At 72.6% G+C, this 22,017-nt stretch carries 3 protein-coding genes; all 3 read right to left on the bottom strand.

Annotation, left to right across the window (positions count from 1 at the left end; genetic code table 11):
* Positions 1-6: 6 nt before the first annotated feature.
* The 3 genes from AB0H56_RS02240 to AB0H56_RS02230 are packed head-to-tail and all read right to left on the bottom strand — an operon-like array spanning position 7 to position 21,682.
* Positions 7-222, bottom strand: coding sequence for an MbtH family protein (locus tag AB0H56_RS02240; protein ID WP_110039650.1), 216 nt, complete (start codon positions 220-222; stop codon positions 7-9).
* Complete coding sequence (locus AB0H56_RS02235; protein WP_357156221.1) at positions 219-3,290, bottom strand: AMP-binding protein; 3,072 nt, start codon at positions 3,288-3,290, stop codon at positions 219-221. Before AB0H56_RS02235 ends, AB0H56_RS02240 begins: the two co-directional genes overlap by 4 nt.
* Positions 3,290-21,682: a non-ribosomal peptide synthase/polyketide synthase gene (locus AB0H56_RS02230; RefSeq protein WP_357156220.1), complete on the bottom strand. Its 18,393-nt coding sequence runs from the start codon at positions 21,680-21,682 to the stop codon at positions 3,290-3,292. Before AB0H56_RS02230 ends, AB0H56_RS02235 begins: the two co-directional genes overlap by 1 nt.
* Between the last annotated feature and the right edge of the window lie 335 nt (positions 21,683-22,017).

The following is a 22,017-nucleotide window of genomic DNA, read 5'->3' as shown; positions in this document are numbered from 1 at the left end:
GCGGGATCAGGGTTCGTTGGCCATGGCGGCGATCAGGGAGTTGGGGCGCATGTCGAGCCAGTGCGATTCCACGTACTGCAGACAGGCGGTGCGGGTGGCGGCGCCGAAGGCCACCGTCCACCCGCCGGGGACCGCGGCGAAGGTGGGCCAGAGCGAATGTTCGCCCTCGGCGTTGACCAGGACGTAGAACTGGGCGTTCTCGTCGTCGAACGGGTTCGTCATGGGAGTGCCTTTCTGCGTTCGGCGGGGGTACTGAGATCGAGGGCGCCGCTGGGCGTTTCGGGCGAGGCGGTGAGCAGACCGAGGGCGCGGGCGTAGCGGCGCAGCAGGGCGGCGGCGGAATGATCGTCGAATCTGTCGGTGCTGTATTCGATTTCGAGGCCGAGGTGGCCGTCGGCGTGCCCGGTGACGATGAAGTGGACGCCGTCGGCCACCGGCCCGTCGAAGTACATCGGGGTGAGTTCCAGGCCGGGGACGCCGAAGGATTCGGCGCCGGTGTCGAGGTAGCTCAGGGTCACCGCGCCGAGCGGACCGGTCAGCGCGCACGACTCGCTGGTCGCGGCCGCGGTCGAGGCGATCATGGGATCGGGCTCGGCACAGAGGATTTCGGCGAGCGAGCTGCCGAGTTCGGTACTGCCGGACTGCCAGGCCAGCAGCACCGTCATGGCCGCACGCACGACCGCGAACGGCGGCACGGCGTGTACCCGGGACAGTTCGGTGATGTGGGTGCCGACCCCGGCGCCGACCCTGGCCCGCATGCTCGCGCCGCGGCCGAGCACCGAGGCCCGCGCGTCGGCGCGCGCCGTGTCGGCCCCCAGGCGGACCAGGGCCGCCGCGGTGCCGTCGATCTCCCAGCGGGCGCGCTCGCCGGTGCGGAACATGCGCTCGCCGGGAATGCCGAACGGATTGGCGACGAAACAGTCGGCGGTCGTGACCGGGTCGTCGCGGTATCCGCGGGCCAGTTGCGCACCGGACAGGTACAGCTCGCCCGCCACCCCGGGGCTGGTGGGCCGCAGGTTCGGGTCGAGGACGTAGACGCGCCGGTTCCATTCGCGAACCCGCACCGCGGGCGGCTCCGGGGTGTCGGTGCGTGGCGCGGCGGGATAGGTGAGGGTGACGGTGGCCTCGGCCCTGCCGTAGTCATGGTGCAGCCGCGCGCCGGTCACCGCGCCGAACGCGCGGACCTCGGCGGCCGAGAGCGGTGCGCCGAGCACGACCACACTGCGCAGCGCGGCGATCTCCGCGCGCAGACCCATGCCGTCGACGTATTCGGTGAACGCCGACAGCCGCGGCGGGGTGAATTCGGCGGCGGTGACGCCGTAGTCGGCGATCAGGCGGGTCAACCGCGCCGCATCGGGAGGTTCGGTGAGCACCACGGTGGCGCCCACCCGCAGCGGCAGCACATAGCCGTGCCAGTCGGTGACCGCGCCGATGTCGGCCTGGTGCAGGTACACGTCGCGGCCGGTGAAGCCGTGCCTGCCCTGGATGCCGGTCAGCCGGTGCACGGCGGCGACGTGGCTGATCGTGATGCCGTGGGTGGCGCCGTGCGGATAGAGCACGAACGCCGGGTGCTGCGGCAGGACCGGGGCGCGGCGTTCCGAGCGGGAGATCGGCTCGTCGGAGTAGTCGGCGAGCCGCACCGTGTCGAGGACGACCGCGGGAATGTCGTAGCCGACGCCGTGATCGCGCCGGGTGAGCACCAGCGCGGGGTTCGCGACGGGCGGCAGCGGTCCCGGCGTGTCGACGGGCACGACGGCGCCACCGGCCTTGAGCACGGCGTAGATGCCGACGATCTGTTCGATCGAGCGCGGAATATCCACCAGCACGGCCGATTCCGGCCCGACGCCGAGCGCGGTCAGATGCCGGGCGAGCTGGTTGGTGCGCCGATCCAGGTCGCCGTAGGTGATGATCGCGGCCGCGTCACCCGCGCCGGGGGCGTACACGACCGCCGGATCGAAAGGGGTGGCGGCGGCCTGCGCTTCGAATTCGTCGAGCAGCAGTTCGCCGGGCAGGCCGCCACGGCGCGGTGGTTCGGCGGGCGCGCGATCGTCGACGCGGCCGACGAATTCGAGTTCCGCGGTCCAGGTGTCGCCGGGCGGGCGGCGGCGGACGAGATCGCCGGTGGCGAACATCCGGTCGTCGACGGGGCCGATCGGGTTGGCCAGGAAGGTCGCGGCGGTGGCCTGCCTGCCGAGGTAGCCGCGCGCGAGTTGCACACCGGAGACGTAGAGTTCGCCGACTTCCCCGTCGGGCACCGGGCGCAGGTGTTCGTCGAGCACGAGCAGGTCGACGTCGTCGGCGGCACAGCCGAGCGGCACCACCTCGAGGTCGGCGCCGGTCACCTCGTGGGCCACCACCTCGCCCGCCGTCTCCGGCCTGCCGTAGACGTGCCAGAGGGTCGCGCCGCTCACCGAACGCAGGGTCGCCGCGGTCTTCGCCGGCAGCGTCGCGCCGCAACTCAGGACCACGCGCAGGGAATCGAGGCGCTCCTCTGCGTCGGGCAGCTCGACCAGCTCGGCGAGCTCGTCGGGCGCGAAACAGGCTGCGGTGACGCCGGTTTCGGCGATGGTGCGCGAGAGCGAGTCGCTCGTGGGGAGTACGAGGGTGGCGCCGGTCTGCAGGGCGAGCAGCAGCTCGCCCACCGTGGCCTGGCTGGTCAGCGGCGCGTGCCAGAGCACGGAATCGCCCGCGCCGATGCCGCAGAGTCGTTGCCGCCACACCGCGTTGGCCTGCGCGGCGCGGTGGCCGACGACCACCGCGCTCGCGTCTGCCACGTCGACCACCAGGTAGGCGGGGTTGTCGGCGGACGGTCCGGGCAGGTCGTCGGCGGACAGGTCGACGGCGGTGCCGACGCGCAGCACCGGAACGCCGTGCGGGTGCGGCGCGTCCGGCCCGGTGACGACCAGGACCGGCGCCGCCAGCGAGACTGTGCGCTGCCGCACCTCGGCGGGCGCGTCGGGGTCGAGGAGGACGAAGGCGCCACCGGCGGTGATCACCGCGTGGACGGCGACGACCAGGTCCACCGAGCGGGGCAGCGACACCGCCACGGTGGTCTCCGGGCCGACGCCACGGGCGACCAGCCGGACCGCGAGCGCGTCGGCGCGCGCCCCGAGTTCGCCGTAGCTCAGCTCGGTGTCGCCGTCGCGCACGGCGAGGGCCTGGGGGTCCTGCCGGACCAGGGTGGTGAAGGCGGCGAGCAGGGTCGCCGGGTCACGCCGGCGTTCGTTCGCCTGGTCACCCAGCAGCGCGTCGATCGAGACCGCGGCCGTGACCGAATCCGTGTGCGACATCAGAGTTGTCCTTCCGAGTCGTCAGCCGACCCCGACCCGGCGATCACCGCGGCGGCATCGGTCACCAGTGTGTGCAAAGTGGTGGTGAGTCCGGACGCGCCGAGGGCCGCGAGCACACCGGGGACCAGCCCGGCCAGTGCGACGTTCACCAGCGCTTCGGGTTTCATCGCGGCGCCCATCGCCTTGCGCACCGCGGTGAGCTTGGCGTCGAGGGTCGCGAACGAGATGGCGTGCTCGCCGTGGGCGAAGGCCACGGTCGCCGGCGCGAGCCGAGCCGCCGAGCCGACGAGGCCCGGGAGATCGGCGATGGTGTAGTCGCGTGGGCGCGGGGTCTGTTCCGCGTCCGTGCGTACGTCGATGGCGCGCACCACCACGGCCGGATCGGCCGCGACGGCCGCGAGGACCTTGCGGAACCGCTCGGCCAGCGTGCGGACGGTGGTCTCGTCGAAAAGGTCGGTGGCGTAACCGAAGTGCAGGTCGAGCCCGTCGAGGCCACCGTCGGCGGTGTAGCGCTGCAGGGCGGTCAGGTGCAGGTCGAACTTGGCTTCGGTCAGGCCGGGATCCAGGATGCCCACCCGCAGACCGGGTAGGTCGACGGTGCCGGGCGGCATGTTCTGGAAGGTGAGCATCACCTGGAACAGCGGGGTGTAGGCGCCGGAGCGGGCCAGGCCCATGGCGTCGACGACCTGCTCGAACGGGACGTCGGCGTGGGCGAGCGCGGCCAGGTCGCGGCGCTTGGCCTGGGCGAGCAGGTCGGTGAACGGCGCGCGGGAATCGACCTCGGTGCGCAGCGCCACGGTGTTGACGAACATGCCGACCAGGTCGTCGAGTTCGCGGACACCACGGCCTGCCACGGGTGCGCCGATGGTGATGTCGGCGGAGCCGGACTGCTTGGCCAGCAGGACGGCCAGCGCGCTGTGCACGACCGTGAACAGGGTGGTGCCGTTGTCGCGGGCGATCTCGTTCAGGCGGCGCGTCAGGCCGCCGTCGATCTCGAATTCGACTGCGGCGCCGAGCATCTCGCGTCGCGTGGCCCGGGGGCGATCGGTCGGCAGTGCGAGCAGCTCCGGCGCGCCGGTCAATTCGCGGGTCCAGTAGGCCAGCTGCCGGTTCAGGACACTGTCCGGATCGTCCTGGGTGCCGAGCAGTTCGTGCTGCCAGACGCTGAAGTCGCTGTACTGGATGGCCAACGGCGCCCAACCGGGATCGCAGCCCGCGGCCCGATCGGTGTAGGCGCGCACGAGGTCCCGGGTCAGCGGCGCGATCGAGTAGCCGTCGGCGCTGATGTGGTGAATGACGACGACGAGGACATGCTCGTCGGCGCCGGTCGCCGCGGGCCCCTGGGCGACGCGGTACAGGGCGACGTGGACCGGGGGTGCCGCGGTGATGTCGAAGGGCTGGGCGACCAGGGCCGCGATCCTGGCCTCGAGATCACCGGGGGCGACCGGGATCGGGCTGAGCTCGACCGCCGCCGACCAGGCGGGCATCACCTGCTGGACCGGGCCGGCCGGGGTGTCGGGGTAGCGGGTACGCAGCGTCTCGTGGCGGGCGAGCAGATCGGCGACCGCCGCCTGCAGGGCGGGGAGGTCGAGGTCGCCGGTGAGGCGCAGGGCGGCCGGGATGTGGTACGCCGCCGAGCGGGGTGCGAGCTGGTGCAGCACCCACATGCGCTGCTGCGCGGGTGACAGGATCGCGGGCCCGGCACCGGCGCGCCGGGTCAGGGGCGGACGAGCGCTGGAACGGTCCACCGAGCCGAGACGTTCGGCGAGCGCACCCACGGTCGGGGCCTCGAAGACCGCGGCCACCGGGACCTGCGCCTGCATCGCGGCGCCGAGCCGAGCGGCCAAGCGGGTGGCCATGAGCGAGTTGCCGCCGAGGGCGAAGAAGTCGTCGTCCAGGCCGACGCTCCCGCAGCCGATCACCTCGGCGAAGGTCCGCGCCACCAGCTGTTCGGCGGCGGTGACGGGAGCACGGAAGGTCGCCTCGGCGAACTCCGGCTCCGGCAACCGCGCGCGGTCGACCTTGCCGTTGGCGTTGAGCGGCAACGCGTCCAGCACGACCACCGCGGCGGGCACCATGTACGCGGGCAGCGCGCGCCCGAGTTCACCGCGCAGCCGGTCCGCGATCGTCGTCTCCGCGCCGGACGTCAGGTCGGCGACCGCCACGTACGCGATCAGTCGCGCGCCAGCTCGCTCGTCGACCTTCGCGATCGCGACCGCCGCGCGCACGTCCGCGCAGCGCAGCAGAGCCGTTTCGACCTCGCCGAGCTCGATCCGGAACCCACCGATCTTCACCTGGAAGTCGGCGCGCTCCAGGTACTCGAGCGTCCCGTCGGCGCGCCAGCGCACGATGTCGCCCGTGCGGTACATCCGCGAACCGGGTACGGGCGACCGCACGCCGCCGGCCGTGGCGGCACGAGATCCGATCGGGACCGACGGCTCGGTCGACGCGAAGGGGTTGGCGATGAACCGGTCGGCGGTGAGGGCGTAGCGGCCGTGGTAGCCGCGTGCCAGCTGGTCGCCTGCCAGGTACAGCTCTCCCGCCACGCCGATCGGCACCGGACGTAGCCGCGCGTCGAGAACGTAGACCGCGCTGTTCCAGGCCGGACCGCCGATCGGCACCGCGTGCGTAGCGGCCTGCGCGACTTCGTGTTCGGTGATCGAGACCGCCGCCTCGGTCGGGCCGTACAGGTTGTGCAGCCGGGCGCGGGTGCCCGTGGCGAGGAACGCGTTCGCGGTGGCGGCGGGCAGCGCCTCGCCGATGGCCAGCACCGCGCGCAGCGAATCCGGCAGCGCCGGTGTCGCTTCGGCGGCGAGCAGCATGCCGATCAGGGACGGCACCGCGTGCAGCACGGTGACGCCGTGCCGGGTCATGATGGTACGCAGGCGGTCCGGGTCGCGCTCGTCGCCGGGCCGCGTGACGATCAGGGCGCCGCCGGAGGTCAGCGGCGACCAGAATTCCCAGACCGACAGGTCGAAGGTCGCCGGCGTCTTCAGCAGGACGCGATCGGCGCCGGTCATGGTGAAGCGGTCGGCCAGCCAGGCCAGCTGGTTGACGATCGCCGAGTGCGGCACGGCGACGCCCTTCGGCTGGCCGGTGGACCCGGACGTGAAGATCACGTACGCGGGATGCTCGGGCCGCAGCGGCGCCAGCCGTTCCGCATCGGTCACCTGCTCGTCGGAGAGCCCTTCCAGCGCTGTGTGGTCCAGCTGGAACAGGGGCACGTCCACTGTGATCGGGAGCCCGTCCGCGGCGGTGGTGAGCACGCACTGCGGCGCGGCCGTCGCGACGATGTAGGCGATCCGGTCGACAGGATGGTCGGGGTCGATCGGCACGTACGCGCCACCGGCCCGCACCACCGCGTGCATCGCGATGACGAGGTCGAGGCCGCGCCGCATGGCCAGCACGACGGTGCGTTCCGGACCGACGCCCTCGGCGATCAGCAGCCGCGCGATGCGGTTGACGCGCGCGTCGAACGCCGCGTAGTCCAGCGTGGCGCCGGTCTCGGCGTCCACCAGCGCGAGCGCGTCGGGTGTCCGCGCCGCCTGCCGCGCCCCGAGATCCGACAGGGTCGCCGGCGCGACGGGATGCGCGGTGGCATTCCAGGACTCGAGCACGAGCGCGCGTTCGGGCCCGAGCAGGTCCAGGTCTCCGATCACGGTTTCCGGTGCGGCGGTGACCGATTCGAGGATCCGCCGCAAATGAGCGACGAAACGTTCGACGGTGTCCGCGTCGAACAGATCGGTCGCGTAGCCCAGCGCCAGCTCGATCCCCGCTGGCGCGCCATCGGCCTCGTAGTGGTCAAGTGCGAACAGGTGCAGATCGAATTGGGCGACGCCGGAATCGAATTCGATATCGGTGACCGTCAGGCCGGGCAGCGCGAGCTGGGCGCGCTCGTGGTTCTGGAACGAGTAGCCCACCTGGAACAGCGGATGCCGGGCGGTCGAGCGTGCCGGGTTGAGCACCTCGACGAGCCGCTCGAACGGCACATCGGCATGGGAGATGGCGGCGATGTCCGCGGCCCGTGCGGCGCCGAGCAGCTCGGTGAACGGCGCGTCGGCCGCGACCGGGGTCCGCAGCACGAGCGTGTTGACGAACATGCCGATGACCTCGTCGAGTTCGGCATCACCGCGCCCCGCGACCGGGGTGCCGACGGCGATGTCGGCGGTGCCGGAGAGGCGGGCCAGCAGGGCGGCGAAGGCCGCGTGCACCACCATGAACAGGGTGGCACCCGCTCCGCGCCCGAGAGCGACCAGCGCGGCGTGCAGTTCGGCGTCGACGGTGAAGCTCACCTTGTCGCCGCGCAGACTCTGCCGGGCCGGGCGCGGCCGGTCGGTGGGCAGGGCCAGCTGGTCGGGCAGGCCGGCCAGCTGGGTGCGCCAGTAGTCGACCTGGCGCGCGGCGAGCGATGCCGGGTCCGCCTCGTCGCCGAGCAGTTCACGCTGCCACAGCGCGTAGTCGGCGAACTGGACGGCGGGCGGCGCCCAGCACGGCGCGGTGTCGGCCAGTCGCGCGGTGTAGGCGCGCATGAGGTCGGCGACGAACGGGCCCACCGAGGAGCCGTCGGCGGCGATGTGGTGCAGCACCGCGGCGAGCACGAATTCGTCGCCATCGGCGGAGCCCGGCTCGGCACGGTCGATCACCTGGAACAGCCGCAACCGCACCGGGATCTCGACGGTGACGTCGAAGGTCGTCGCGGCCAGTTCCCGGATCGCGTCCGGCAGCTCCGCCTCGGTGACCGCTACCGGCTCGAGTGCCGGAACAGCCTGTGCGACAGGCAGAATCACCTGAACCGGAGTGCCTTCCTCGGCCGATCCCGTGCCCGCCGCCGAGTCCAGCTGCGTGACGTCGGCATCGACCACCGGGTACACCGTGCGGAGGGACTCGTGGCGGGCGACCAGATCGGCGACCGCCGAGCGCAGTGCCGTGACATCGAGCTCGCCGGAGAGCCGGAGCGCGAACGGGATGTTGTAGGCCACCGATTCGCGGTCGAAGCGGTTGAGGAACCACATCCGCTGCTGCGCGGGCGAGAGCGGCAGCCGGGCGGGCCTGGCCCGGCCGACCAGCGGCGGGCGATCGGCCTTCGCCGCGGTCTCGACGGCCGCGGCCAGGTCGGCCACCCGCGGCGCCTCGAACAGGGCGCGCACCCCGACCTGCCGGTCCAGCGCGGTACCGATCCGGGCGACCGCCTTAGCGGCCAGCAGCGAGCTGCCACCGAGCGCGAAGAAGTCGTCGTCGGCGCCGACGGGCTGTTCGCCCACGCCGAGTACCTCGGCGAACACGGCCGCGATGATCTCCTCGGTCACCGTGGCGGGCTTGCGGTAGGTGGTGGTCTCGAAGATCGGAGCGGGCAGCGCGGCCCGGTCCAGCTTGCCGTTGACGGTGAGCGGAATGCGCTCGACGGGCACCACCGCGGCGGGCAGCATGTGCTCGGGCAGCGTGCGGGCCAGTTCCTTGCGCAGGGCCGCGGTGTCGATCCGGACGGTGTCCGGCCCGGCGACCAGGTAGGCCACGATGCGCGGCTCGTCGACCACGTCGGTACGCACCAGGACCGCCGCCTCGCGGGGCGCCACCGAACTGGCGAGCAGGGCCGCCTCGATCTCGCCGAGTTCGATCCGGAAGCCGCGCAGGTTGACCTGCTGATCGGCGCGGCCGAGGTATTCGAGCTCGCCGTCGGCGGTCCAGCGCGCCAGGTCGCCGGAGCGGTAGGTGCGGGTGCCGGGCGGGCCGTACGGGTCGGCGACGAACCGGCTCGCGGTCAGCTCCGGACGACCCAGGTAGCCGCGCGCCAATTGCGCACCGGAGACATAGATTTCGCCGGGCACCCCGACCGGCACGGGACGCAGCCGCGAATCCAGCACGCGCACGGTCAATCCCGCGAGCGGGCCGCCGATCACGCTGGCCGAACCGGTCGCCGGGGTGATCTCACGGTAGGAGGCGTGCACCGTGGTCTCGGTGATGCCGTACATGTTCACCAGCCGGGGCGAGTCCGGGTAGCGGGCGAACCAGCCGGCCAGGCGCTGCGGTTCCAGCGCCTCGCCGCCGAAGATCACGGTGCGCAGGGCGAAGTCGGCCGGTTCGGCGGCGAGGTCGGCCGCCACGAGCTGGTAGAACGCCGAGGGCGTCTGGTTCAGCACGGTCACCCGCCGCGTGCGGAGCAGCTCGCGGAACTGCTCGGGCGAGCGCGAGGTGAAGTAGTCGACCAGGACGACCGAACCGCCGTGCAGCAGGGCGCCCCACAGCTCCCACACCGAGAAGTCGAAGGCGTAGGAGTGGAACAGCGTCCACACGTCCGAGGGCCCGAAGCCGAAGTGGCGGGCGCTGTTGTCCAGCAGCGCGAGCACATTCGTGTGCGGCACCGCCACGCCCTTGGGGCGGCCGGTGGAACCGGAGGTGTAGATGACGTAGGCCGTGTTCGCGGGACGCAGCGGCGCGCGCCGATCCGCGGCGGTCAGCGGGGTGTCGGCGAACGCGTCCAGGTTGTCCGCGGCGGGGTCGAGGACCGGGCCGCCGAACCAGTCCCGGGACAGGCCGGTGTCGGCGTTGGCGATCGCGCACAGCGGGCGGGCGTCGTCGAGCAGGTATTCGATGCGGTCGGCCGGGTAGTTCGGGTCGATCGGGAGGTAGCCGCCGCCCGCCTTCAGCACCGCCAGCAACGCGACGACGAGCTCGGCCGTGCGCGGCAGGGCCACCGCGACCAGGCTCTCCGGGCCCACACCGGCGCCGACGAGACGCCGGGCGAGCCGGTTGGACCAGGCGTCGAGCTCGCCGTAGGTGAGCGCGGAGTCGTCGACGATCACCGCGACGGCCGTCGGCGCGGCGGCCGCGACGCGGGCGAAGCGGTCGAGCATCGTCTCCGCGCCCACGGCAGCCGGGTCGCCGATCGTGGCCCAGTCGTGCAGCGTGCGCTGCTGTTCCTCGGCGCTGAGCAGCTGAATGTCACCCACGACTACCGTCGGGTCGGCCACCACGGCGGCGAGCACCTGGGTGAACCGCCGGGCCAGGACTGCGACACTGCCCGCATCGAACAGGTCGGTGGCGTAGGCGATCTCGATGGACATGCCGTCGGCGCGACCGTCCACGTCGTCGGCCTCGCGGACGGTGAACTGCAGGTCGAACTTGGCAACCGGGGCGTCGAAGTCGACCGGTGTCGCGGTGAGCCCGGCCGCCGACAGCGCGGGGACGGTGAAGTTCTGCAGGACCAGCGCCACCTGGAACAGGGGGTGCCGGTTGCGGGCCCGTGCCGGGTCGACGGCCTCGACGACCTGCTCGAACGGGATGTCGGCGTGCGAGAGCGCGTCGAGGTCGCCCGCGCGCACCGCGTCGAGAGTGGTCTCGAACTCGGCGCGCGGGTCGATCTGGGTCCGCAGCACCAGGGTGTTGACGAACATGCCGATCAGGCCGTCGATGGCGGCCTCACCGCGGCCGGCGACCGGAGTGCCGATGGCGATGTCACCGCTGCCGGACAGCCGCGAGAGCAGCACGGCCAGCGCCGCGTGCACCGTGCTGAACAGGGTGGCCTCATGCTTGCGGGCCAGTTCTCGCAGCTCGCTGTGCAGGTCGGAGTCGATCTGGAACCGGTGCACGGCGCCGCGGAAGCTGGACTCGTCCGGCCGCGGCCGATCGGTCGGCAGCTCCAGTTGTTCGGGGAGACCGGCCAATTCGCGCCGCCAGAACGCGAGCTGCGCGTGTGCCAGGGACGCGGGATCCGCTGCCGCGCCGAGGATCTCGTCCTGCCAGAGGGTGTAGTCCGCGTACTGGACCGGCAGCGGCCTCCATGCCGGAGCGGCACCGTCGCGACGGGCCGCGTAAGCGGTCATGAGGTCGGCGGCCAGCGGGCCGAGGGAGAAACCGTCGGCGGCGATGTGATGGACGACAAGGACCAGCACGTACTCGTCGGCCACCGCGAACAGCGCAGCGCGCAGCGGGATCTCGGCGGTGAGGTCGAAGCGGACCGCCGCGCGAGCGAGCAGCGCCGACGGCAGCTCGGCCGCGGTGACGGGCTCGGGACGCAGCTTCACGGCGGCGGTGTCGGCGATCAGCTGCTCGGCGCCGTCGGGGCCGTCGGGGTAGCTGGTGCGCAGGGTTTCGTGCCTGCCGATGACGTCGGCGAGCGCCGCTTCGAGGGCGGCCAGGTCGAGGTCGCCGGACAGGCGCAGCGCGATCGGGATGTTGTCGACGGCATCGCCCGGACCGTCGGCGTCGGCGAGGAAACGGTTGAGGAACCACATCCGGCGCTGCGCGGCCGACAGCGGAATCCGCAGGGGGCGTTCGCGAGTGGTGAGCGCGACGCGACCGCCGCCCTGCTGGGCGGCGCACCGTGCCGCGAGGGTGGCGACGGTCGGGGCATCGAAGAGCAGCCGCACCGGCACGTGGGTGTCCAGCGCGGCGCCGAGGCGGGCCGCTACCTGGGTGGCGGTGAGCGAATTGCCGCCGAGGGCGAAGAAGTCGTCGTCGAGACCCACCTCGCGATCAGCGGGGAATCCGAGCACCGCCGCGAAGGTGGCGGCCACCACGCGTTCCACCTCGGTGCCCGGGGCGCGGAAGACGGCGGCCTCGAACACCGGGGCGGGCAATGCCTTTCGGTCGAGCTTGCCGGACGCGTTGAGCGGGAGGGCGTCCAGGATCACAAACGCGGTGGGCACCATGTACCCGGGCAGGGTGGCGGCGAGCGCGCTGCGCACCGCGTCGAGACCGTCACCGCCCGCCTCCGCACGCATCCCGGCGGGGATCAGATAGGCGACCAGCTGATCGCCGAGGTGCTCGTCCGCGCGGACCACGACCACCGCCTGCGCGACCGACGGCAGCGCGGTGAGTGCGGACTCGATCTCGCCCAGCTCGATGCGCAGACCGCGCAGCTTCACCTGGAAGTCGGTGCGGCCCAAGTACTCCAGTTCCCCGTCGCGGTTCCAGGCGACGAGGTCGCCGGTGCGGTACATCCGGGCGCCAACGGCGGGCTGACCGGTGTGTCCGCCGGCAGCCCCGTCGGGCCCTGGGTATTCGACCGTCGCATCGGCCGCGAACGGGTCGGCGACGAACCGGTCGGCGGTCAGGTCCGCACGGCCCACATAGCCGCGCGCGAGCTGGGCACCAGCGAGGTACAGCTCACCCGGGACACCGACCGGCACCGGCCGCAGCCGCGCGTCGAGCACGTAGACGCGGGTGTTGTGCACGGGCGCGCCGATCGGCACGGTGAGCACATCGGCGTCGAGCACCTCGTGGAAGGTGACGTCGACGGCGGCCTCGGTGGGGCCGTACAGGTTGTGCACAGCCGTGCCGGTGAGCTCGCGCAGCAGGTGCGCGGGCGCGGGCGGCAGCGCCTCGCCGGAGGCGAACACCATACGCAGCGACGCGCAGCGGCGGCGGGCCGACTCGGTGGCCACCGGCATGTTCCCGGAGTCCTCGCCGATCGCGGCCACGATGGCACCGTCGTCAGTGCCCGTGCCGACGCCGGCGGCGCCCGGCCGATCCAGCTCGGCGACGAACACCGCGAGCATCGACGGCACGAAGTGGGCGACGGTCACCGACTCGGCGTCGATCAGGTCGGCGAGGTAGGCGGGGTCGCGGTGCCCGTCGGGGCGGGCGAGCACCAGGCGGGCACCGATCTGCAAGGGCCAGAAGAACTCCCACACCGACACGTCGAAGGTGGCCGGGGTCTTCTGCAGGACGGTGTCGGCGGGGGTGAGCCGGTAGCTGTCCTGCATCCACACCAGGCGGTTGACGATCGCGCCGTGCGAGACCACCACGCCCTTGGGCTTGCCGGTCGAACCGGAGGTGAAGATCAGGTAGGCGGCGTGCGCGGGGGTGAGGGTGGCGAGCCGGTCGGCATCGGTGACCGGGTCGGCCGGGTAGTCGGTGGTGTCGAGCTGTTCGAGCTCGAGCACCGGCACCGTCGTGCGCAGGTCCAGGTCGTCGGCCGCGCGGGTGAGCACGCAGACGGGCGCCGCGGCCGTGATGACCTCGGTGAGCCGCTCCGCCGGATGGTCCGGATCGAGCGGCACGTACGCGCCGCCCGCGGCCTGCACCGCGTACATGGCGACGACCAGATCGACCGACCGGCGCATGCCGAGCGCGACCGTGCGGTCGGCCCGCACGCCGATCGAGATCAGCAGGCGGGCAAGGCGGTTCACGCGCCCGGCGAACTCGGCGTAGGTGAGCGATTCGCCCTCGAAGCCGAGCGCGACGGCGTCGGGGGTGCGGGCGGCCTGCGCGGCGAACAGCGACGCCAGGGTCATGGTCGAACCGACCGGGTAGGCGGTGTCGTTCCAGGTGCGCAGCACCCGGGTGCGCTCGGCGGCGGAGAGCAGGTCGATGTCGCCGATCACGACGTTGGGATCGGCGGACACCGCATCCAGCACCCGCACCAGGCGGGTACCGAAATCCGTGATGGTCGCGGCGTCGAACAGGTCGGTGGCGTACTCGATCCGGGCGAGCAGGCCGTCGACGGTGTCGCGGACCGTCAGTTGCAGGTCGAACTTGGCTGTGTGCGTGTCGATCTCGATCTCGGCCGCGGTCAGGCCCGCGAGTTCGAGTTCGGTGGGCGCGTTGTTCTGGAAGTCGAGCATCACCTGGAACAGCGGGTGCCGCGCGGTGGAGCGGACCGGGTCGACGGCCTCGACCAGCCGGTCGAAGGTGACCTCGGGGTTGGCCATGGCGCGCAGGTCACGGTCGCGGACCTCACCGAAGAGTTCGGCGAAGGTGGCGGCGGGATCGACGACGGCGCGCAGCACGAGCGTGTTGACGAACATGCCGACCAGCTCGTCCAGCGCCGGGTCGCCACGGCCGGCGACGGGCGTACCGACCGAGATGTCCTGCTGCCCGGACATTTTCGCCAGGGTGGCGGCAAAGGCGGCGTGCAGCACCATGAACAGCGACGCGTTGTGGCCTGCGGCGAGCGCGCGCAGCCGGTCGCTGATCGCGGCGGGCACGGTGAAGGCGTGCCTGGCGCCGCGGCCAGAGGCCACGGCGGGGCGAGGACGATCGGCAGGCAGCGCGAGGAGATCCGGGAGATCGGCGAGTTCGGCTGTCCAGAAGTCGATCTGGCGCGCCAGCGGCGATTCGGGCTCGTCCTCGGTGCCAAGGACCGCACGCTGCCACAGGGCGAAGTCGGCGTACTGCACGGGCAGCGGGGCCCACCCCGGCGACGTGCCCGCGCGGCGCGCGGCATAGGCGACCATGAGGTCACGGGTCAGCGGCGCCACCGACCAGCCGTCGGCAGCGATGTGGTGCACCACCAGGACGAGCACGTGCTCCTCGACGCCGGTGCGCAGCAGCCGCAGCCGCACCGGCGGTTCCTGGTCGACGGCGAAGGGCACGGCGGCGACGGACCGGATCCGGTCGTCGAGCGCGGCCGGCTCGACGGGTTCGGGCTGGAGCGTGATCGTGAGCTGCTCGGTGCCGAGGACCTGCTGGAACGGAATGCCGTCGACGGCCGGGTAGCGGGTGCGCAGCGCCTCGTGCCTGGCGAAGACGTCGGACACCGCGGCGGTGAAAACGGCGTGGTCGAGCGCGCCCGTCAGCCGGATGGCCGCGGCGATGTTGTCGGCCACCGAATCGCCGTCGAACTGGTTGAGGAACCACATGCGCTGCTGCGCGTACGAGAGCGGAATCCGTTGCGGCCGAGGCATTGCCACCAGCGGCGCGCGGGTGTCGGCACCGTCGGCCGCAGCGAGGAGTTCGGCGAGCCCGGCGACCGTCGACGCGTCGAAGAGCGTCTTCAGCGAGACCGTCACGCCGAGCGCGGCGCCGAGCCTGCCGACCACCTGCGTGGCGACCAGCGAGTTCCCGCCGAGGGCGAAGAAGTCGTCATCGGCGCCGACGCGCTCGACGCCGAGCACCTCGCCGAACACCCGTGCCACAACGGTTTCGTTGCCCTCGGCCGGCGCGCGGAACTCCCGCGCCGCGAAGACCGGCTCCGGCAGCGCCCGGCGATCGAGCTTGCCGTTGGGCGTGAGGGGCAGCGCGTCCAGCACCACGAACGCCGACGGCACCATGTGCGGCGCGAGCGTGCCACGCAGACTTTCCGCGAGCGCGTCGACATCCATCTCGACCGCGCCGTGCTCTGGCGAGCCGCTCGGCTCGGCGGCGCCCCGGCCGGGCCCGTGGCCGATGGGGGCCGCACCTGGAGTCGAAGCGTTGCCGTCAGCGTGGGCGGTCGCCGTGGCGGCGAAGGTATCCGGGTCCGCGGCCGGGCGAGGTGTCCTGGCGGCGGGGACCACGTAGGCGACGAGTTGGTCGCCGCGGTGCGCGTCGGGCCGCACCACGACCACGGCACGACGCACCGACGGCTGGGCCAGCAGGGCGGACTCGATCTCGCCGAGTTCGATGCGGAAGCCGCGCAGCTTCACCTGGTCGTCGTTGCGGCCCAGGTACTCCAGGGTGCCCTCGGTGGTCCAGCGGACCAGGTCACCCGTGCGGTACATGCGCGCCCCCGGCTCCCAGGGGCAGGCGACGAAGCGGGCCGCGGTGAGCTCGGCGCGACCGTGATAGCCACGGGCGACCTGCGCGCCGGCCACGTAGAGCTCACCGGCGACACCGGCGGGCACCGGGCGCAGGCGCGCGTCGAGCACCCACTCGGCGATACCGCGCAGCGGGGTGCCGAGCGTCAGCGGGCCGTCGGCGGCGAGCGGGGCGCTGATATTGGTGGCGACCGTCGTCTCGGACGGGCCGTAGGCGTTGACGAACGCGCGCGGCACCGAGCCCTCGGTCCACCGGGCGACCAGCTCCGGCGGGCACGCCTCGCCGCCGACCATCACCATGCGCAGGTCGGTGAGCTGTTCGGGGTCGAGCACCGCCAGCCCCGACGGGGTCATCAGTGCGTGCGTCACCCGCTCCTCGACGAGCAGTCGCGCCAGCTCGGCGCCGACATTGCGGCCGTTCGGCGCGATCACCAGCGTCGCCGCGGAGTTCACCGCGAGCAGCGTCTCCATCACCGAGATGTCGAACGACGGCGAGCCCACCTGCAGGACCCGCGCGTCGGGAGTGCCGAACATCCGGGCGGATTCCTCGGCCGCGAATCCGGCGATGCCTGCCTGGGTCACCAGCACGCCCTTGGGCAGGCCGGTGGAGCCGGAGGTGTAGATGACGTAGGCCAGGTGCTGGGCGCGCAGCGGGCGCACCCGCTCGGCGTCACCGACCGGATCGCTGGACCTGGCCGCGCACTCGGCCATCAGCTTCAGCTCGTCGAGCACCAGCCATTCGGCCGGGCCGGGCAGCGCCGCCTGCGCCGCCGACACCGTGAGGCCGACGCGGGCGCCGGAATCGGTCACCATGTGGGTGATCCGGTCGAGCGGGTAGCTCGGGTCGACGGGCAGCCAGGCCGCCCCCGTCTTGGCGATCGCCCACACGGCCAGCACCGATTCCACCGAGCGCGGAATACCCACCGCGACAATGTCATCGGGACCGACGCCACCGTCGATGAGCACCCGGGCCAGGCGCGAGGACGCGCGGTCGAGTTCCCGATAGGTGAGCGAGCGCTCGCCGTCGGTGACCGCGATCCGTTCCGGATCGGCCGCGACGGCACCGGCGAGCAGGTCGGGCAGCAGACCGGTCGCGGTGACCGGCCCGCCGCGCATATCGGTGAGCCGGTCGTGCTCGGCCGCCGACAGCACGGGCAGGTCGCCGACCGGTGCCTCCGGCGTCGCCACGGCCGCGGCGAGCAGGCGCACGAATCGCGCGCCGAACTCGACCATCCCGGCGGCGTCGAACAGGTCGGTGGCATAGCGGGTGACGGCGTCGATGCCCGCGGGTTCGCCCGCCGCGCCGCGCTTTTCGTCGAGCGTGAGCTGCAGGTCGAACTTGGCGATGTCGAGGTCGAGCTCGTGCACCGACACCGGCGCGCCGCCGAGGTCGAACGTGGTGTCGAGGGCGGCCTGGAAGTTCAGCGCCACCTGGAACAGCGGATGCCTGGCCTGCGAGCGCGCCGGGTTGACCACCTCGACGAGACGGTCGAAGGGGACCGTGGCGTGCGCGAAGGCCGCGAGGTCGACCTCGCGGGTGTGCTCGAGGGTGGCGGCGAAGCTCGCGGCCAGGTCGATCTCGGTGCGCAGCACGAGGGTGTTGACGAACATGCCGATCAGCTCGTCGACGGCCCGGTCACCGCGGCCTGCGACACCGGTACCGATCGCGATGTCGGTGGTGCCGCTGAGCCGGGACAGCAGCACCGCGAGCGCGGTGTGCAGCACCATGAACAGCGAGGTGCCCGCGCGGTTGGCCAGGTCGGTCAGCCGCCGGTGCAGCGCGGCGTCGACGGTGAAGCCGACCTGCGCGCCCCGCATGCTCGACACCACCGGACGCGGTCGCGCCGACGGGAGGTCGAGCTGGTCGGGCAGCCCGGCCAGGGTCCGCTCCCAGAACGCGATCTCCCGCGTGGCCAGCGACCGCGGATCGGTGTCGGCACCGAGCAGTTCCCGCTGCCACAGGGCGTAATCGGCGTACTGGACGCGCAGCGGCGCCCACGCGGGTTCGACCCCCGCCGTCGCGGCCTGGTAGGCGGTGAGCACGTCGCGGATCAGCACGCGCAGCGAGACACCGTCGGCGGCGATGTGATGCAGGACGACGGCGAGCGCGTACTCCCGCACCGGGCCGGAACCCGGCTCGGCCACACCCGCGAGGTCCGTGCCCGGCTGGGCCCGCCGCGCGGGGGCTTCGCCCGCCTCCGCCTCGGCTCCAGCGGTCGCCCGGCCCGCGTCCATGCGCGCGACGCCGCCGAGATCGCCCGCCGATCCCACTCCATCGGCGCCGGTAGCATCCGAACCGGCCGCACGCACCGCGAACAGCTGAGCGCGGAAAGGTACCTCGTGTTCGAGATCGAAACCAGCACCGGCGAATTCGGCCAGCGCGGCGTCGAGCTCAGCCGCCGCGATCGATGTCGGATCGCCGATCTGCACCGACCCGGCGGGGCGGACGACCTGCTCGGCGACCTCGCCCCCTGCGCCGTCCACGGCGGGGAACACCGTGCGCAGCGCCTCGTGGCGGTCGACCACCGCCGCCAGCGCGGCGACGAGCGCGCGCACATCGGCGGTGCCGGGCAGGCGCACCACGAAGGGCATGTTGTAGCCGGGCGCGGTCGGGTCGAACCGGTTGAGGAACCAGATGCGTTGCTGCGCGGGCGAAAGCGGGACGAGCGCGGGACGCGGCCCCGCGGTGAGCACGGGCAGCGCGGCGGGCGCCCCGGCCCCGTCGGCGATCGCGGCGGCCAGCCGGGCGGGGGTGGTCGCGCCGAACAGGTCGCGGACCCCGAGCCGGCAGCCGAGGTCGGCACCGAGCCGGGCGGCGACCTGGGTGGCCACCAGGCTGTTGCCGCCGAGGGCGAAGAAGTCGTCGTCGCGGCCGACCCGGTCGAGCCCGAGCACCTCGCCGAACACGCGAGCCACCGCCTGCTCCACCGGCCCGGCGGGCGCGGCGTAGGCGACGACGGTGCGCGCGGGCGCGGGCAGCGTCTTGCGGTCGAGCTTGCCGGAGGCGTTCACCGGGAGCGCGTCGAGCAGGACGAACGCGGCGGGCACCATGTACGCGGGCAGTGCGCGCAGCGCCGCCTCCCGCAGCCGTGCCACCGCGACGGCGCCGGGCTCGGACTCCACGACGTAGGCGACGAGCTGCTCGCCCGCGCCCGCGTCGTCCCGGACGACGACCACGGCGCGCGCCGCGCCCTCGACACCCTCGAGCACGGCCTCGATCTCGCCGAGCTCGATCCGCAGACCGCGCAGCTTCACCTGGAAGTCGGTGCGCCCCAGGTATTCCAGCTCGCCGTTGGTGGTCCAGCGCACCAGGTCGCCGGTGCGGTACATCCGCGCGCCCCGTGCGTTCGGGTCGGCGACGAAACGCCCCGCGGTGAGCTCGGGCCGTGCGACGTAACCCCGGGCGAGCTGTACCCCCGACAGATACAGCTCACCCGGAGCCCCGACCGGCACCGGCCGCAGCCGCGAGTCGAGAACATGGAGCCGGGTGTTGAACACCGGCGCACCGATCGGCACTGTAGTCCGATCCGCGTCGTTCACCTCATGGAAGGTGACGTCGACCGCGGCCTCGGTGGGGCCGTAGAGGTTGTGCAGGCGGGCGCCGGTCAACAGCCGCAACCGCTGGGCCGACGCGGCGGGCAGTGCCTCACCGGAGGCGAAGACCAGCCGCAGCGAGGTGCGCTCGGCGATCTCCTGCTGGGCCAGAAAGGCTTCCAGCATCGACGGCACGAAATGGGCGACGGTGACGCCGTATTCGGCGATCACCCGGCGCAGGTACCCGGGATCGCGATGACCGTCGGGCTCGGCGAGCAGCAGCGTGGCACCGATCTGCAAGGGCCAGAAGAACTCCCACACCGACACGTCGAAGGTCATCGGGGTCTTCTGCAGCACCACGTCGACCCCGTGCAGCCGGTAGGTCCGCTGCATCCACACCAGCCGGTTGACGATCGCGGCGTGCTCCACGGCGACACCCTTGGGCAGCCCGGTGGAGCCGGAGGTGAAGATCACGTAGGCCGGGTGGCCCGGCCGCAGCGGTGCGGTGCGCTCGGCGTCGGTGAGCGGGGTGTCGGCGAAATCGGCGAGCTCGACGGCGTCGATCGCCAGCACCGGCAGCGCGCCCGCGCCGGGCGCGCCGTCCGCGGTGGTGGTGAGCACGACCGCGGGGGCCGCGGTGTCGAGGATGTGGGCGATGCGCTCGGCCGGATGATCCGGGTCGAGCGGCACGTACGCCGCGCCCGCCGCGAGCACGGCGTACATGGCGACGACCAGCTCCGGCGAACGCCGAATGCTCAGCGCCACCAGCGTTTCCGGGCCGACGCCGTCGGCGCGCAGCCGCCGCGCCAGCCGGTGCGCGCGGCGCGCCAGCTCGCGGTAGGTCAGCGTCGCGGCGTCGTCGCCCGCCATCCGCACCGCGACGGCGTCGGCGGTGCGCGCGAGCTGGGCCTCGAACAGCGCGGGCAGGGTGGCCGCCGCCACGTCGCGCTCGGCGAGCGCGGCGGCGACATCGAAGCCGGTGGCGTTCCAGATCTTCGTGCTGACCTGCAGTTCCAGCTCGGTCGCCACCTCGATCGACCCGATCGGCGTGCTCAGATCGGCGGCCGCGAGCCGTTCCAGGAAACCGAGGAACCTGGCGTGGTGGCGGGCCAGCGTGTCGGCGTCGTAGAGGTGGGGATTGGCCTCGAAGTCGACGTGCACCCGGTCGCGATCGCCGTAGTAGACGTTGAGGCTCAGGTCCTCGATCGGCCCGGTCGAGAGCACGCGGTAGCGGCCGGTGGTGGTGCCGAGGGTCAGATCGCGCTTGAACAGCATGAAGTTGGCGAGTGGGCCGAACAGCGCGCGCCGGGCCGGGCGGCCGTCGTCCTCGGCGTCGCGGCGGATGTCCTCGGCACGGTAGCGCTGATGCCGCAGCGCGCCCGCCACCTCGACCCGCGCCGCGCGCAGGAGCTCGCCCCAGGTCGTCGGCGCGCCTGCCGCGCCGGTGGGCAGCCGCAGCGGCACGATGTTGGACAGCATGCCCGCCGAGCGCCGCATGACCGCCGTGGTGCGGGCGGTGACGGGCAGGCTCAGTACCGCGTCCGGCCGGTCGGTGAGCCTGCCCAGGTAGGCCGCGAAGGCCGCGAGCAGCACGGCCGCGATCGTCGAATCATCGCTGGCGGCAATGGTTTCCAGCCGGTCGACCAGCTGCTCGGAGAGCCTGCCGCCGGTCACCAGGTTGATCGCGGCGCGCGGTGCGGTCCTGCTGTCCAGGCTGGTCGGGCTGTCCAGCCCGGCGATCCGCTGCGCCCAGTGCGCGCGGTCGTTGTCGAAGCGGGTGCTCTCGCGGTAGCGCTGTTCCCCCTCGACCAGTTCGGCCAGGTCGCCCGGGGTGAGCGCGCGTGGCTCGGTGCCGAGCACCCGGGCGGTGTAGAGCTCGGCGATGCGCTGGGAATTGGCGAAGGCGCCGTAGCCGTCGAGCACGATGTGGTGTCCGCGCAGGTACCAGAACCAGCGCCGCTCGCCGACCCGGAGCACCGCGCCGGCCACGAGACGGTCGGTGAGCAGGTCGAGCGGGGCGCCGAACTCCGCGCGCATCCATTCGTGCGCGGCCGCGATCGGGTCGTCGTGGTGGCGCAGGTCGATCAGCGGTGTCTCGGTCTCGACCGGGATGCTGTGGTCGACGACCTGGAACGGGACGCCGTCGGTCTCCCCGATGCGGACCAGCGGGGAGCCGTAGGCGTGCGCGGCTTCGGCCGTAACCTGCTGCAGCACAGCGGCATCCAGTTCACCACTGATGTCGACGTACTGCGCGATGGTGATCGGGACCTCGGGGTCGAGCAGCTGCGCGTACCAGACACCCAGCTGGGCGGGGGTCAACGGGAACGGCACCGGTGTCGCGTCGGCGACCTCCGCGTCCTGCGGTCGCGCGCTGAACCCACCCAACTCCGTACCGTGCACCAGAGCCTCCTCGAATCGCTAAAGAACAGCAGCGCGAACGTTTTTCGGGCAGCACGAAGACACCTCGAGTTCTTCGTGGTCCGAGAGATTCGCTATGAGCGCAGTGGGCGCGACGCCGCACTCGCGCAGGATCCCCGACAGATCATGTGGACGAGAGCGACGACCCGGCAGGGCCGTCGGTGCCTAGCTGTTGATCGTTCCTCCAACATCGCGGCCGCGGCGCATACCCGGCACCCCGGCGTTGTCACTTACATCACATGGATGCTGTCCATGTGATGCAGACACTAGGCCCTCGGTTAATAAAAAGAAACTTTTTCCGCTAAAAAATTGGAGCA

The organism is Nocardia sp. NPDC050717, from assembly GCF_040654275.1.
Taxonomy (GTDB): domain Bacteria; phylum Actinomycetota; class Actinomycetes; order Mycobacteriales; family Mycobacteriaceae; genus Nocardia.
This window is presented reverse-complemented; position numbering and strand designations above follow the sequence as displayed.

Coding starts and splice junctions, on each gene's coding strand:
- AB0H56_RS02240 (WP_110039650.1), bottom strand. CDS start 222: ATGACGAACCCGTTCGACGACGAGAACGCCCAGTTCTACGTCCTGGTC.
- AB0H56_RS02235 (WP_357156221.1), bottom strand. CDS start 3,290: ATGTCGCACACGGATTCGGTCACGGCCGCGGTCTCGATCGACGCGCTG.